We start from the raw sequence: 15,569 nt of genomic DNA, 5'->3' as shown, positions 1-15,569 counted from the left end.
CTACCGCTATCGCAGGCAAGCCAGCTCCCACAGTTGATGCCTTGCACGCTCAGGTTTGGGTCTGTAGCGCCAACTGCACAGCACCATCAACGCTCAAGCCGCTGAGCAAGACCTGTGGCGCAAGCGCCTCCGGCAAGGCTTGCAGCACTTCCAACGCGTCATGCCGCACGCGTGCCAGCACCAAACGCTTGCCCTCCCCGCGCACCTGCGCAAAAAAATGCCGCCAGCGCCTCGATGTGAGTTGATGTAAAGGACGCCGCGTATCGAGAGGTACGCGGCGTTTTTTATGCCTGGAATACAGCCTCGACAACACCACAAAACCCCTGTGGGAGCTGGCTTGCCTGCGATGGCTGTCCGTCAGTTGATACATCGTTGACTGACCTACCGCTATCGCAGGCAAGCCAGCTCCCACAGTTGATGCTTTGCACATTCAGGACGGGTGCCGCAGTGCCAACTGCACAGCACCGTCAACGCTCAAGCCGCTGAGCAAGACCTGTGGCGCAAGCGCCTCCGGCAAGGCTTGCAGCACTTCCAACGCGTCATGCCGCACGCGCGCCAGCACCAAACGCTTGCCCTCCCCGCGCACCTGCGCAAAAAACGCCGCCAGCGCCTCGATACTGGTGCCATCCAGATCCGGAGATTCTTCCAGGCTCAGCACCACCGCCTCCACCGGCGATTGGCGCATCAGGCGCAACGCTGCGCCAAGAATGCGTTCGGCATTGGCAAAAAACAGCGCCTCGCTGGGCCGCACGATCAGCAGGCCCGGCACTTGCACGGCATCAGCGTGGTGTTGACGATCGACAAAGTCATGGCTGTCACCCAAGCGCCCCAGCACCTGGATATCAGCCGCCGACATCTGGCGCAGCATCAGCACCACGCTGATCGCTACCGACACCAGCAAGCCATCCAGCACGCCCAGCACCAGCACTGCAGCCACGGCACAGATCACCAGCAGACGATCGCGCCGCCAGAGAAAATAACGCCCCAGCGGCTGCAGGCTCAAACCACGGCCCAGCGCGTAGATGACGATGGCGGCAAGCACCGGTTCCGGGGTCAGTGCGACATAGGGCAGTACCGTCAGCACGATCACCAGCACCACCAGCGCGGCGACGATTCCGGCCAGGCGTGAACCGGCACCGGCGGCCTCATTGGCCGAGGTCGCGGAATAGCCGGCACCGGCCGGCATGCCGTGAAACAGCCCGGAGATCAGGTTGGCCGCGCCCAGCGCAAGCAGGTCGCGGTTGGATGACACACGGTCGCCGTGCTTCAGCGCGAACGAACTGATAGAACCGTAGGACTCCGCATACAGGATCATCACCAAGGCAAACGCCAACTCACCCAGGCGCAGCCAATCGGCGAATGGCAGCACCGGCAAATGCCCGAATTCCAGGCGCAAGTCGATCAGACCGATCAACGCCACACCGTGTGCCTGTAACTCCAGGTACTGCCCGGCAACAATGCCCAGGATCACCACCAGCAGCCCGCCCGGCAGGCGCGGAATACGCGCACACAACCACAACACTATCAACGCAGCCGCCGCGACCATCGCAGCCGGCCAGTTCCAACGGGGCAGCTGCTCTATCAGTTGCGGCAGAAAGCGGACCAGGTTGTTGTCGGTCAAGTGCACACCGACCACACTGGCCAGCTGCTTGAGGATGATGGTCAGCGCCAGGCCGAAGGCAAACCCGCGCAACACCGGTTTAGCGATAAACGAAGTGACACCGCCAAGCTTGAACAGCCCGGCCAGCAGGAACAGCACCCCGGTGATCAACACCAACCCGAACGCCAGGGCCAGCCTCAGCGCCGGGTCACCGCCCGCCAGGCTGGCGGTGGCGGCAGCCAATACTGCTGCCGAAGACGAGGTGGCCGAGACAATTGCAAAGCGGCTGGTGCCGAACAGGCCGTAACACACCAGCCCGGCAAACAGCGCAATCACCCCGGCCTGGGGCGGCAGCGCGGCGATACTGGAATAAGCCACGGCCTCCGGCAGCAGCAAACCGGCAATGGATAACCCGGCGAGCAGGTCCTGGGTGCGATTGGGAGGCGTGGCAACTGGGTCAGCGGTTTCAGTTTTCAATCGGCCCGACCCATCCCGGCAAATAACGCGCTTCCTGGCTGCGCGCCAGGCCCATGGCCTTGCTCAACAGCTTGGCGTTCGGTTGGCTGACCACGTCGCTGCCGATGCGGGTGCGAAAAAAGTCGGCCCACAGAAACTCGCTGAACGGCGTCGCGTCCTTGGCGTAGCCACCCGCCATACGCAACAGGCCCGCCAGGCTGCGATACGGGTCGTCCTGCAGGTCGGTTATCTTGCGCGGAATGGCTTCGTAGGTCCGACGCAGGCCACGCGCGTCGTAAGGATGCACCCACTGATTGAACGCCATGACATTCCAGAAGGTGCTGCGCTCCACAAATGACAAGTCCTTGAGCATCAGCAACGAAACACTCTTGACCTCTTCCAGCAGCAGCGCCAGGCCGAAATGGTGGTGATCGGTGATGTAATAACGCTCGTCCGGCCCCAGCACGCAAGGAAACCAGTGCTTGTCGAGCGCGGCGGCGCGCTCCTTGCGTTTGAGCCTGGTCCAGGCTTCGCGCTTGGTGGCCACTTCAGCCATGCCGACGGTCAATTGCGTCGGGTGCAGCTTTTCCAGTTTGCAGGTGATCAGTTGCGGGCGCGGCCGTGCCATGAATCTCTCCACAGAAATGACTATGCCGACAGCTTAGCCCTCATTGCCTGCCCAGGGTCGAGACTCGGCAAGTTTTCCAGGCGCAAAAAAAGCCGATTCGCGCAGTGCGCGAATCGGCCTTGGGGTGTGCAGCTTGGTGTCAGGACAGCAGCGAGTATATCAGCGCGGTAATCGCGACCAGACCGACTGCGGTAACAAACACGTTGGACGCCTGCCCCCGGTACTTGGCCATGGCCGGCACCTTGCGGATCGCGTACATCGGCATCAGGAACAGGATCGACGCGATGATCGGGCCACCCAGGGTCTCGATCATGCCGAGGATGCTCGGGTTCAGCGTGGCGACGATCCAGCACACCACCAGCATGAAGGCGGCGGTCATGCGGTCCAGGGACTTGGCAGCCGGGCGGCGACCGGTCTTGAGCACCAGACCTTTGAGACCCTCGCTGGCGCCGATATAGTGGCCCAGGAACGACTTGGCAATCGCCACAAACGCAATCAACGGCGCGGCGAAGGCGATGGTCGGGTTGTCAAAGTGGTTGGCCAGGTACGACAGGATCGACAGGTTCTGCGCTTTCGCCTCGGCCAGTTGCGCCGGCGACAGCGTCAGCACGCAGCTGAACACGAAGAACAGCACCATCACCACCATCAGCAAGTGCGCGCGCGACAGGATCTGCGAGCTGCGCTCATCGGCGTGCGCGCCGTACTGACGCTTCTGGTCCACCGCGAAGGCCGAGATGATCGGCGAATGGTTGAACGAGAACACCATCACCGGAATCGCCAGCCACAGCGTGTTAAGCAGCGCCGACGGCGCCGGCACCTCGCTGGCGGTGCTGAGAATGCCACCGGTCCAGTGTGGGATCAGGTACACGGCGAGGAACAACAACGCGACGATAAACGGATACACCATCAGGCTCATGGCCTTGACGATCACTTGCTCACCGCAACGCACCACGGCCAACAGGCCCAGGATCAGCACAAACGCCAGGATCGCGCGTGGCGGCGGCATGATGTGCAGTTGGTGCTCCATGAAGCTGCTGACCGTGTTGGTCAGTGCCACGCTGTAGATCAGCAGGATCGGGAAGATCGCGAAGAAGTACAACAAGGTGATCAGTGCACCGGCCTTGAGGCCGAAATGTTCTTCGACCACGTCGGTGATGTCGGAGCCTTCACGCCCGGACAGTACAAAACGGGTCAGGCCACGGTGGGCAAAGAACGTCATCGGAAATGCCAGCAGCGCCAGGATCACCAGCGGCCAGAAGCCCCCAAGACCCGCGTTGATCGGCAAAAACAAAGTACCGGCGCCGATGGCGGTGCCGAATAGGCCGAGCATCCAGGTGGTGTCCTGGCGGCTCCAGCTTGTGAGGGTTGCAGGTGTCGTTGCATAGCGTTCGTCGACGCTATTGGCCTGATCATTCATCCGGTCGGATCTCCGCATTTCCATAGCCGGGACGAGTCAGAAAAACCTGACAGGCAGCGCCCCGACCATAACAAGCGCGCGATTGTCCGGGATTCTCTTGAATAAGCAAAGACTTAGCTGAGGAACGGTGGTGCGGTGCAGGTGTTTGAGTGCGGCCGTAGGCGGCGGTTTTAGAGGGCTGCGCACATGGAATGCATGCCCAAACACTCTATTTTTGACCGCAGCCCAGGCTCGCGCTGACGCTGCGCGCCCTGGCGCCTTCACGATCATCACGCACCCAAACTTAAAGAGAATTCTCACAAAAGAAACAGATGAAACCTGCATCTAAATTATTTTTTCACAGCAACAACGTAATAACTGTTACAGGAATATACCCAGCCATTGAGCACCCGACAGACGTCAAACTAACATCCTTCGTCGCACCATTTACAAAACAATAACGGCTCCCTCACTTAACGCCTCAGGAGTTCGAAAATGCGAACACATACGCTTGTTTTTTCCGGCCTACTGCTTATAAGTTCATTAAGCCCGTTTGCAAGTTACGCCAAACAGCCTATATCCGACCCTAATGCCCTGGGCTCTTCTCCTCAATGGTTGACCACCAGGGTTTATATAGAGGGCGCGCCAGAGCAGGACGTCAAGGCCAGCTACCCCGGCGTGGTGGGGATATCAATGTGGGACCCGCAGCGTAACCGCTACAAGTTTTTTTTACACCGACACCGGGCAATCAAAATATGCCGACGGCGGTGGCGGTTACTTCTTGGTCAGCGGCGACAGGAAGACCCATGTTCTGATACCTGACAAGGGACCGAACAGAACAATTGTCCGACGCCTGGAAAAACTTGATAACCGCGAGTTCACTTACTCGCGCGAAGTGCCTCGCGACATGGTAGCCACCAACCCTCCTGTTCGAATTTACGTGGTGCACGCCCCGTACAATGGCCCGATCAAGACGGCCATGTCGAACTAGCCAACTATTCAAAGCCTTATAACTGTCACTCGCCCACATTTCAATAATAACCAGTGAGTTACCAACATGAATATAAGCACCCGCATCAAGTCGTGGTATATCCCTGCACTGCTGGCAGCCACCTTGCTACCAGGCGTTGCCATTGCACAGACCACTCCCGCCCAGCCCGCCCACACCAATGCCGTTACGTCCGACAATGCAGTCATGTTGACCGTTTTCCTTAAACACGATCAGTCACGACCGCTCAGCGCGCTGAAAGCACAACTTGCCCAGCAGGAATTTCACAAAGTGTTCCCTCCTGCCGGCGTGGAAGTGGTCAGTTGGAATATAACCATGGGCATTGGGCAGGTGATCGTCCTGCGCCTGCCTGCGCGGCGCCTGGCAGAAGTTAATCTTGCGATCGAAAACACCGCCTGGGGTGTTTACACAACAGAATTCTTTCCCACGTACGACTTCATGCCCATCGCACAGGCGGAACAAAACAAGGCACGGCAGGTTGGCGCTGCGCAGTAATGATGGCCAGGCGGCTGGACGATTACACTGTGCAGCCGCGCTGGAACTGACCCAGGAGGCAATTTATAGGCGCCGGCTTTGGCTGAATAATACATTCCCTGGCAAATCTATTTTAGAATCGACCTGGTTCCTGTACGTTGAGGCTGTGCCCGCCTTTTTTTTTTGAGAGCCCCGCCATGCCTCGCGTTTCCCGCAAACAAGCCGCACTCAACCGTGAAATCATCGTCGAGGCGGCCACGCACCTGTTTCGTGAGCGCGGGCTGCACGGCATCAGCCTGTCGGATGTGATGGCCGCCGCCGGCCTGACCCACGGCGGTTTCTACGGGCACTTTGCGTCCAAGGAAGCCTTGGCCACCGAGGCTAGCCAGAAGGCTTTCGAGCAATCCAACCAGGGCTGGCAGGAGAAACTCGAGCGCTGTGAAGACCCGCACTCCGCCCGCGAAGCCATCCTGCGCCACTATTTTTCAGCCAACCACCGCGACAATCCGGGCGACGGCTGCCCCATATCCGCCTTCACCCCGGACATGTGCCATGAGCCCGCCGACACGCCGCTGCAGCACACCTTTATCGCTGGGGTTGAACAGTCACTGGAGATCTTCGCCCAGCTTCAGGATGACGACCGCCAGGCCATGCTGGCCAAGTACGCGATGATGATCGGCGCCGTCACGCTGGCGCGTGCGACACGCGGCAGCAGCTTGTCAGACGAATTCCTGGAAGCCGCGCGAAACACGCTGCTACCCGAGAAGAAATCGGATGTGTCCGTTGACAGCCGCGCGCCTGGCCCAGCATGATCGGGGCATGAACCTTATTCAGCTGCACCTCACCCGCACCACCACCACGACCGCTAATGGCGGGTCGTGCGGTTGCTGTGGGTGCTTGAACTAAACACACACGGATTCAACCCAAGGCCCCGCCAGCAATGGACGGGGCCTTTTTTATGGCTCCGCCACCTGGCCACTGCAAGGAGCAAGACCATGGCAAACGCCCTGCTGATCATCGATATGCAAATCGGTTTATACGATGGCCCGGAAAAACCCTTTGAACGCGAACGCGTGCTGGCGACCATCAACCAACTGATTCAGCGCGCCCGCGCGGTCGACGCGCCGATCTTCGTCGCCCGCCACACAGGGCCGGTGGGCTCGCCGATTGAAGCCGGCAGCCCGCTCTGGCAGCTGTGGCCCGGCCTGGCTGTCGACGCAGCCCGTGACCACCTGTTCAATAAAACCCGCCCCAGCTGCTTTTTCGGCACTGACCTCGCCCAGCAACTGGCGGCGACGCAGGTCGATGAACTGGTGATTGTGGGGATGAAAACCCAGTTCTGCATCGACACTACTTGCCGCGTCGCCGTGGAACTGGGGTTTTCGGTGATCTTGCCGGAAGACGGCCATACCTGCATGGACACCCCGGCGTTGTCGGCCGCGGCGATCATCGAACATCACAATGCGACCCTGGCGGGGGCGTTTGTGAAGCGGGTCAAGGCGCAAAGTATTGAGTTCTAGCGTGACCTGGGCGGGATTTTTATGACTGAACAAAACGTTCCGTCGTACAAATCCCGCATACTCACCCTTCAAACCCTTCAGGAAGAGCCTTCCGATGTCCACCACCGTCCTGGTCCTGGTTGAAACCATCAACGAATACCTGCAAATCATCGAGAGCAATGACTTTCATGTGATTCTGGCTCCGACACCGGCCGAACGCGCCCAGGCGATCAAAGCCCACGGTGGGCAGATCAAGGCCGTGCTGACCCGTGGCCCGCTGGGGCTGTATGCGGAGGAAATCGCCGCGCTGCCGTTGCTGGAGATCATCTGCGTGATCGGCGCCGGCTACGAACATGTGGACCTGCAGGCGGCCGCCAACCGTGGCATCGTCGTCACCAACGGTGCCGGGGTGAATGCGCCGTCCGTGGCCGACCACGCCATGGCGTTGCTGCTGTCGTTGGTGCGCGGCATTCCTCAGACTGACGCGGCCGTGCGCCGCAGCGAATGGCCGAAGGTGATGCGCCCTTCCCTGGGCGGCAAGCAACTGGGCATTCTCGGGCTCGGCGCGGTGGGCATGGAGATCGCCAAGCGCGCCGCCCTCGGCTTCGGCATGGAGGTGAGCTATCACAACCGCCAGCCCCGCGATGATGTGGATTACACCTATTGCGCAACGGCGGTGGAACTGGCGCGCAATTCGGACTTCCTGATCCTGGCCACGCCTGGCGGCGCGAGCACCCGCCACCTGATCGATCGCCACGCCCTGGATGCGCTGGGCCCGAACGGCTATCTGGTGAACATCGGCCGTGGCAGCGTGGTGGTCACCGCCGACCTGGTGGCCGCGCTGGAGCAACGGCGCATTGGCGGCGCGGCGCTGGATGTGTTCGACGATGAGCCCAAAGTGCCGGACGCCCTCAAGCGCCTGAGCAATACCGTGCTCACCTCTCACGTGGCCGGCCTGTCGCCGGAAGCTGCCCACGACACCGTGCAGCGCGTGGCCGATAACCTGGTTGAATACTTTGCCGGCCGCCCCGTGCTGACCCCGGTGAACCTGCCGCCGCGCAACTAGTAGCGAATAGCCAGCGCCGACCTGAAACCTGACTACACTGCTTGGCGGGGATGCTCAGGACGCCGGTGCATGACCGGCGAAGGAACGCAGAATGTTTGGCCATGGACTCGGCCCGGCCCGTCAACGCGGGGCCATCGGCTTGATGGGCGCGGTGACCCTTGGGGTCGCGCTGTTGTTTCTGTTGCTGGTGGTCGACAGCGGTCGCCTGTACCTGGAAAAGCGCAAGTTGCAGCGTGTGGCCGACACCGCCGCGCTGGAAGCGGTGAGCCGCAGCGGCAAGTGCGTGGCGCCCAACAACAATGCCGCACAATTTGCGACGCAAAGTGCGGCGCGCAACAACTTCAAGGTCGACGCCAATCGCACGCTGGCCATTGCCTGCGGCACCCTGGCCACCGGCGCCGACTTTATGCGCACCTTCAGCCCTGACCCCGCCAAAGCCGACGCCATCCGGGTGATCGCCACCCACCGGGTGCACACCAGCATCGCCCACGGCCTGCTCACGCTGTTTTCGGCTCAGCCCGTCAACCTCACCACACTCCTCAGCGCCACCGCCGTGGCCTCGACACCCGCCCCTACAGTGGCGTCACTCACCATTCGCAGCACGTTGTTGACCGTGGACAGCACCAAGTCTAAAGCCCTCAACGCGCTGATCGGTGGTTTGCTCGGCGGCAAGTTGCAACTCGACGCGGTCGGTTGGAACGGCTTGATCAATACCGATATCAGCCTGCTCAAGTACCTGGATGCCTTGGCCATCCAGCTGAATGTCAGCGCGGGCAACTACGACCAGTTGCTCAAGACCGACGCCACCGTTGGCCAACTGATCCAGGCCGCCATTGACGTGCTCAAGCTCGGCGGTGACGCGGTCAAGGTGGTGATCAACAACCTCGAAGCCATCAAGTTGATCGCGCCGGGAACGCAGATCCTGCACCTGGGCGACTTGATCAATATCCAGAACGGCACGGACAAGAGTGCGCTGGATGTCGACCTGCAACTGTTCAACCTGATCCAGTGCTTTGTGCAGCTGTCGAACAAGGCCAGCGCGCTGGCGGTCGAGCTGCCGGTGGACGTGCTGGGCCTGATCGGTGTCACCGTCACCACCAAAGTGATCGAGCCCGCGCAGTTGTCCAGCATTGGCAACCCGAAGGACATCGACAAGCAGCCCATCTTTGTGCGCACCGCTCAAGTGCGCACACTGATTTCGGTAAAGTTGCCGATCGTCACGGTGGTCAATAGCGTGCTCGGGGGCCTGGTGGATACCTTGAATGTTGTGCTCGGCGGCCTGCTCGGCTTACTCGACCCCAATTGTTGTTTGGTCACCAGCCTTGAAATCGGCGACAAACTCGACATCGCCCTGGAAGCCGCCGGCGGCAGCGCCAAGGTCACCGGCTACAGCTGCGACGGCGATAAAAAGTCCTTGTCGGTGCTCGGCGAAACCGCCGCGTTGCGCGCGATGATTGGCCAGGTTGATCCGCAGAACTTGTTCTCATCCAAAGAACAACTCAACGTCGACGAGTACCCGGTGGTCGATATCGGCACCAAAACCCGCAAGCGCGGCACCGGCGTGTGCAGCGACAGGCAGGCGTTTGCAGCGGGCGGCCTGGGCATCCGCGTCGACAGCAAAGTGCTGAAAACCGAGCGTGCGCACACCTACACCGCCCCGCCCGCGATTAATCAGCCACCCAGCTATTTTCAGTTCGCCGCCTCGAATGTGGTCAGCAGCCTCAAAGAGACCCTCACCGGCATCCAACTGATCAACCACACACCCAAAATGGCCAGCCTGCTCGGCGCTGTGCTGGGCCTGGTCACCGGCCTGCTCAACGGCTTGCTTTCAACCCTGGGCGGGTTGATCGCCGGGGTGCTGGGCCCGCTGCTCGACCCCATCGTCAACAACCTGCTCGCCGGCCTTGGCATTGACCTGGCAAAAGTCGAAATCGGTGCCAACCTGTCCTGCAACCCCGGTGGCCGGGCCATGCTGGTGATTTGAGCACATCATGCCCGCTGATCATCGGCCAACACGCTAACCTATTAAGCCGCCCCGACCTTGTCGCTGGGCGGCGGTGCGCATTAGATTAGCCAATAGTCCAAGGCCTTTAGAATAAGCAGAAGGGATAAGCATGGCGCTTAACGACCAATCGACCCAGATTCGCCCAGGCGAAGAACTTGATGCCGGCCTCATCGATCCCTACCTCAAGGCCCATATTCCGGGCCTGAGCGGCACGGTCAAGATCAGCCAGTTCCCCGGCGGCGCGTCCAACCTGACTTACCTGCTGGAATACCCCGGCCAAGAGTTCGTACTGCGCCGCCCGCCGTTCGGTCACAAAGCCAAGTCCGCCCATGACATGGGCCGTGAGTACCGCATTCTCAACCAGCTCAAAGATGGTTTTCCGTATTGCCCCAAGGCCTACGTGCATTGCACCGACGAGTCAGTAATCGGCGCCGAATTCTATGTGATGGAGCGGGTCAACGGCATCATCCTGCGTTCCGACCTGCCACCCGAGCTGGGCCTGGACGCGGCCAAGACCGAGGCGCTGTGCAAAAGCTTTATCGACAAGTTCGTCGAGCTGCACCAGGTGGATTACGCCGCGTGCGGCCTGGCCGACCTGGGCAAACCCGAAGGCTATGTGGAGCGCCAGATTCGTGGCTGGAGCGACCGCTACGAAAAAGCCCTGACCCCCGACGCCCCCAGCTGGGAGGCCGTGCGCGCCTGGCTCAATGACAAAATGCCGGCCGACCACCCGACCTCCAGCATCGTGCACAACGACTACCGCTTCGACAACGTGATCCTCGACCCCCACAACCCGATGCAGATCATCGGCGTGCTGGATTGGGAGCTGACCACCCTGGGCGACCCGCTGATGGATTTGGGCAACACCCTCGCCTACTGGATCGAAGCCGCCGACCCGGCGCCGGTGCAACTGATGCGCCGCCAGCCGAGCAATGCCCCCGGCATGCTCACGCGCCGCCAGTTCGTCGATTACTACGCCGAACGCTCGGGCCTCCAGATCGACAATTTCGATTTCTACTACACCTACGGCCTGTTCCGTCTGGCCGGCATCGTGCAGCAGATCTACTACCGCTTCTTCCATGGCCAGACCCAGGACAAACGCTTTGCGCAGTTCATCCAGATGAACAAGCTGCTGGAGCAGATGAGCCTGAACGTGATCGGCAAATCCACCCTTTAAGGAGTTGTTATGTCCAAGACCCACCTGTTCGACCTCGACGGCAAAATTGCTTTTGTCTCCGGCGCCAGCCGCGGTATCGGTGAAGCCATCGCCAAGTTGCTGGCCCAGCAAGGCGCGCACGTGATCGTGTCGAGCCGCAAGCTCGAAGGCTGCCAGCACGTCGCCGACGCAATCATCGCCGACGGCGGCAAAGCCACGGCAGTGGCCTGCCACATTGGTGAGATGGAGCAGATCACCCAGGTGTTTGCCGGTATCCGTGAACAGTTCGGGCGCCTGGACATCCTGGTCAACAACGCCGCGACCAACCCGCAGTTCTGCAACGTGCTGGACACCGACCTCGGCGCCTTCCAGAAGACCGTCGACGTGAATATTCGCGGCTACTTCTTCATGTCGGTGGAAGCCGGCAAGCTGATGCGCGAGAACGGCGGAGGCAGCATTATCAACGTGGCGTCGATCAACGGCATTTCCCCCGGCGTGTTCCAGGGCATCTACTCGGTGACTAAAGCCGCCGTGATCAACATGACCAAGGTGTTCGCCAAGGAATGCGCGGCGTTCGGCATTCGTTGCAACGCCCTGCTGCCGGGCCTGACCGACACCAAGTTCGCCTCGGCGCTGGTGAAGAACGACTCGATCCTGAAGATGGCCCTGGCGCAAATCCCGCTCAAGCGCGTGGCCGACCCGAGCGAAATGGCCGGCGCGGTGCTGTTCCTGGCCAGCGACGCCTCCAGCTACACCACCGGCGTGTCGTTGAATGTGGACGGCGGCTTCCTGTCCTGATCACGCATTCGGCGGTTGCTGGCGAAAGCTCACCGCCAGGCGGTTCCAGCCACTGATGCTGGACACCGCCATGGTCAGGTCGACCACTTCCTGCTCGCTGAACTCCACGCGTGTCGCCGCGTAGAGTTCATCCGAGACGCTGGACGTCGGCAGCCTTGCCACCGACTCGCTCCAGGCCAATGCGGCCCTCTCCCGCGCGGTAAAAAACGGCGAATCACGCCACACACACAGGGCAAACAAGCGTCGTTCGCTCTCGCCGCGCTGGCGCGCCGCCATTGAATGCATGTCGGTGCAAAACCCGCAGTGGTTAATCTGCGAGACGCGGATCTTGATCAATTCCAACAGCGGTTTTTCGATGGACAGGTCGAAGGTCGCCGCCTCCAGCATCAACATGCCTTTCAGCGCTTGCGGTGAGGCGGTGTAGTAATCCAGACGGGGTTCCATGGGCGGCTCTCGGGCGGGGCAAGTCATCCTGCGCAAGCGTAGAGCCCGCTGCCCATAAGCCCTATAGCCAATCCGGCGATTTATGCGCAGACCATTTTGAGCCCGCCGCGCCAGCGAGTAGTCTGGGTGCAGAGCGAATGCCTTGGGATGAAACATGGAACTGCACGTGGTGATCAACGGCCGCAAGGACCTGGCCGAACAGTTGTACCGCCAGTTGCGTGAGGCGATTGCGTCCGGGCGCCTGGCGGCGGGTGCGCAACTGCCGCCCAGCCGCTTGTTGGCCGAACAGGTCGGCGTATCGCGCAAAACCGTGTCCGACACCTACGCCACCCTGACCTACGAAGGCCTGCTGGTGGGCAAGACCGGCCGTGGCACTTTCGTCAATGCGCATGGGGTGCAGACCGAGCGCATCCAAACCGCCGCCGACCTGGCCTGCGCCGCCAACCTGAGCAAATGGGCGGCGCTGCCCTCGCCCATGCGCCACCCCACGCGCGACAGCACATTGCGTTATGAATTTATCGGCGGCGCCACCACGCGCAATCAATTCCCCCAAGATGAATGGCGGCGCTGCACCCAGGATGCGTTGCGCCGCATTGCCCGCGACAGCGGCTTCTACAGCCAGCCCGAAGGCCTGCCGGCGCTGCGTGAGGCCATCGCCGGGCACATCGCGTTTTCCCGTGGGGTGAAATGCCGCGCCGACGACATCGTGGTCGCCAATGGCGCGCAACAGGCGCTGGACCTGATCGCCCGCGTGGTGCTGGAACCGGGCATCACCGTGGCCATGGAAGACCCCGGCTACAGCCCGGCGCGCCAGTTGTTCATGGCCATGGGCGCCCATGTTGCCGGGGTGCCGGTCGACGCGCAGGGCATTCAGGTCGACAGGATCCCGGAGGGCACACGGCTGATCTACGTGACGCCGTCCCACCAGTTCCCGCTCGGCATGCCCATGAGCCTGGCACGCCGCGAAGCCTTGCTGGCACGTGCGTTCGAGCTGGGGGCAATCATTATCGAGGACGACTACGACAGCGAATTCCGCTACGAAGGCCGCCCCACCGACTCACTGCAAAGCATGGACAGCCGTGGCCTGGTCACCTATGTCGGGACCTTCTCGAAAACCCTGCTGCCGGAGTTGCGCCTGGGCTACGCGGTGCTGCCACCGGCGATTTACCCGGCGGTGATCAAGGCCAAGCAACTGACCGACCAGCACAGTTCCACACTGCCGCAGTGGGCGCTGGCCAAGTTCATCAGCGAAGGCTACCTGCTCAAGCATATTCGCCGCTGCCATACGGTGTACGCCGGGCGCCGCGAGCGCATCCTGCAACGCCTGGCGGGTGATCTGTCGCCGTGGTTCGACGCCGTGCCCACCGAAGCGGGGTTTCATATGGCCGCACTGTGCAAGGTGCCGGTGAACATCCCATTGCTGATGGAGTTGGCGCGCCGGGTTGAAGTGGGGCTGTACCCGGTGGACGTGTTCTTCCATGACACGCCCGTGCGGCACGGCTTGATCATCGGCTTCGGCGCCATCGAGCTGCTGGACATCGACCCGGCCCTGGACCGGGTGCGCGATATTCTCCAGCAGATTGGCTAGCGGGTTTTCCGCAGGATTGGTCATTGGTCCCAGGCTGCCTGCGGCGTAGGGTGAAGAGGTCTCGAACTTCTCGGAAACCTCATCATGAAACGACTGCTCGCTGCCACCCTGATGCTCGCCTCCCTCAGCGCCTTCGCCCACGAGCCGGTGTACAACCAGGAATCGATCAAGGTGCTGCAAGAACACGCCTTGACCAACGTGCCCGGCAAGAAAACCATCATGCTCACCGTCGATTACGCGCCGGGCCAGGCCACCGTGCCGCACAGCCATACCGGCACGGCTGTGGCGTATGTGCTGGAGGGCGAAATTACGTCGCGGGTCAATGATGAAAAAGCGATCACCTACAAGGTCGGAGAATCGTTCTATGAACCGGCCGGTTCGCGGCACTTTGAATCGAGCAATGCCAGCCAGACAGAGCCGGCCAAGCTGCTGGTGGTGATGGTGCTGGATGACAAGGCTGAGGTGCTGACGCCGCTGGCGCAGTAACCCGCTACACCACAACACTCAATTGTGGGAGCTGGCTTGCCTGCGATAGCGGAGTGTCAGCCAGACTATCTGGCACTGACACACCGCCATCGCAGGCAAGCCAGCTCCCACAGGTTGAAAGGTGTTTGACCCGGGGGTTCAGGGCCGTTTGAACTGGCGACGCAGGTCTTCGATATGCGCCCGGCAAGCACAGCCTTCCAGGTGATCGTTAACCATGCCCATCGCCTGCATCAACGCATACATCGTGGTCGGGCCGACAAAGGTCCAGCCGCGTTTTTTCAAGGCTTTGGATAAACGCAGCGACGCCGGCGAGGTCGGGTTGCCGGTCCAGTAAGCCCAGTCCACCACAGCCGGGCGCTCCTCCTCGGCGGGCTCAAACGCCCATAGCCAACGCGCCAGCGAGCCGGTTTCGTCCACCAGCTCACAGGCCCTGCGGGCATTGTTAATCGTCGACACGATCTTCGCCCGGTTACGCACAATACCGGGGTCATTCATCAGGCGCTCAATGTCGGCCTCGCCGTACTGCGCCACGCGGCGAAAATCAAAGCCTTCGAACGCCGCCCGAAACTGCTCGCGCTTGCGCAGGATGGTGATCCACGCCAAGCCCGCCTGAAACCCCTCCAGGCAAATCTTCTCGTACAGCTGGATATCATCGGCTACCGGCACGCCCCATTCGTGGTCGTGGTAACGCGGGTACTCCGCCGCCGCTGTGCGCCAGGTGCAGTGGGTCAGCCCTGTTTCGTCCGTGGTCAGCCCTGGTTTGTCCATCCGTCACCTCACGTATCAAGGCGCGGATGATAAGCGAATTTTTTTCCAGCCCGCCAACCGCTCAAGCATCACGCTTGCCGACCAACTGGTCAGACCGGGACCTGTCAACCGTCGAATATTTACTTGTGGTTTCAAAAAAACCCGGCGTAGACTGGCCGCGCACTGGACTTACCGGTAAGACCACAACAATTAAGCC

At 61.2% G+C, this 15,569-nt stretch carries 14 protein-coding genes and 2 pseudogenes; 10 read left to right on the top strand and 6 right to left on the bottom strand.

The annotated features are described in order from the left end of the window. Positions 1-49: 49 nt before the first annotated feature. From PspR76_RS31425 to PspR76_RS13740, 4 genes and pseudogenes are all read right to left on the bottom strand, one after another. Positions 50-242: pseudogene (locus PspR76_RS31425) on the bottom strand (SulP family inorganic anion transporter); the annotation flags it as partial. 188 nt (positions 243-430) lie between these two features. Further along, positions 431-2,077, bottom strand: coding sequence for a SulP family inorganic anion transporter (locus PspR76_RS13750; RefSeq protein WP_159956046.1), 1,647 nt, complete (start codon positions 2,075-2,077; stop codon positions 431-433). Next, positions 2,067-2,684, bottom strand: a complete 618-nt coding sequence (locus PspR76_RS13745) for a ParB-like protein (RefSeq protein ID WP_159956044.1) — start codon at positions 2,682-2,684, stop codon at positions 2,067-2,069. Before PspR76_RS13745 ends, PspR76_RS13750 begins: the two co-directional genes overlap by 11 nt. Before the next feature lie 139 nt (positions 2,685-2,823). Next, a complete protein-coding gene (locus PspR76_RS13740; RefSeq protein ID WP_159956041.1) occupies positions 2,824-4,101 on the bottom strand; it encodes a serine/threonine transporter in 1,278 nt (425 codons plus the stop codon). Positions 4,102-4,575: 474 nt separating this feature from the next. Between PspR76_RS13740 and PspR76_RS13735 the strand changes: the two are divergent. From PspR76_RS13735 to PspR76_RS13700, 8 genes and pseudogenes are all read left to right on the top strand, one after another. Further along, positions 4,576-5,071 (top strand): annotated as a pseudogene (locus tag PspR76_RS13735) (DUF4822 domain-containing protein). A 66-nt stretch (positions 5,072-5,137) separates the two neighbouring features. Continuing rightward, a complete protein-coding gene (locus PspR76_RS13730; protein ID WP_159956035.1) occupies positions 5,138-5,584 on the top strand; it encodes a hypothetical protein in 447 nt (148 codons plus the stop codon). A gap of 176 nt (positions 5,585-5,760) precedes the next feature. Continuing rightward, positions 5,761-6,375, top strand: coding sequence for a TetR/AcrR family transcriptional regulator (locus PspR76_RS13725; protein WP_159956033.1), 615 nt, complete (start codon positions 5,761-5,763; stop codon positions 6,373-6,375). A gap of 183 nt (positions 6,376-6,558) precedes the next feature. Continuing rightward, positions 6,559-7,083 carry a cysteine hydrolase family protein gene (locus tag PspR76_RS13720; RefSeq protein WP_159956031.1) on the top strand — a complete coding sequence of 175 codons (525 nt, stop codon included), beginning with the start codon at positions 6,559-6,561 and terminating at the stop codon, positions 7,081-7,083. 94 nt (positions 7,084-7,177) lie between these two features. Further along, complete coding sequence (locus tag PspR76_RS13715) at positions 7,178-8,128, top strand: 2-hydroxyacid dehydrogenase (protein WP_159956029.1); 951 nt, start codon at positions 7,178-7,180, stop codon at positions 8,126-8,128. 91 nt (positions 8,129-8,219) lie between these two features. Further along, complete coding sequence (locus PspR76_RS13710; RefSeq protein WP_159956027.1) at positions 8,220-10,112, top strand: pilus assembly protein TadG-related protein; 1,893 nt, start codon at positions 8,220-8,222, stop codon at positions 10,110-10,112. A gap of 130 nt (positions 10,113-10,242) precedes the next feature. After that, a complete protein-coding gene (locus PspR76_RS13705) occupies positions 10,243-11,310 on the top strand; it encodes a phosphotransferase family protein (protein ID WP_159956025.1) in 1,068 nt (355 codons plus the stop codon). Positions 11,311-11,319: 9 nt separating this feature from the next. Beyond that, positions 11,320-12,087: an SDR family oxidoreductase gene (locus PspR76_RS13700; RefSeq protein ID WP_094952746.1), complete on the top strand. Its 768-nt coding sequence runs from the start codon at positions 11,320-11,322 to the stop codon at positions 12,085-12,087. On the opposite strand, the gene PspR76_RS13695 is transcribed toward PspR76_RS13700, so the two are convergent. Then, positions 12,088-12,531 carry a carboxymuconolactone decarboxylase family protein gene (locus PspR76_RS13695; protein ID WP_159956023.1) on the bottom strand — a complete coding sequence of 148 codons (444 nt, stop codon included), beginning with the start codon at positions 12,529-12,531 and terminating at the stop codon, positions 12,088-12,090. A gap of 154 nt (positions 12,532-12,685) precedes the next feature. Here PspR76_RS13695 and pdxR point away from each other — a divergent pair, with 154 nt between their 5' ends. Then, positions 12,686-14,119, top strand: a complete 1,434-nt coding sequence (gene pdxR, locus PspR76_RS13690) for a MocR-like pyridoxine biosynthesis transcription factor PdxR (RefSeq protein WP_159956021.1) — start codon at positions 12,686-12,688, stop codon at positions 14,117-14,119. An 84-nt stretch (positions 14,120-14,203) separates the two neighbouring features. Next, positions 14,204-14,605 carry a cupin domain-containing protein gene (locus PspR76_RS13685; protein ID WP_159956019.1) on the top strand — a complete coding sequence of 134 codons (402 nt, stop codon included), beginning with the start codon at positions 14,204-14,206 and terminating at the stop codon, positions 14,603-14,605. Between the two features lie 138 nt (positions 14,606-14,743). On the opposite strand, the gene PspR76_RS13680 is transcribed toward PspR76_RS13685, so the two are convergent. Further along, positions 14,744-15,373 carry a DNA-3-methyladenine glycosylase I gene (locus tag PspR76_RS13680; RefSeq protein WP_159956017.1) on the bottom strand — a complete coding sequence of 210 codons (630 nt, stop codon included), beginning with the start codon at positions 15,371-15,373 and terminating at the stop codon, positions 14,744-14,746. Positions 15,374-15,569 lie beyond the last annotated feature (196 nt).

This window comes from Pseudomonas sp. R76, from assembly GCF_009834565.1.
Classification (GTDB): Bacteria; Pseudomonadota; Gammaproteobacteria; order Pseudomonadales; family Pseudomonadaceae; genus Aquipseudomonas.
The sequence above is the reverse complement of the archived record's forward strand: the minus strand, read 5'-3'. Positions and strand labels throughout refer to the sequence as shown.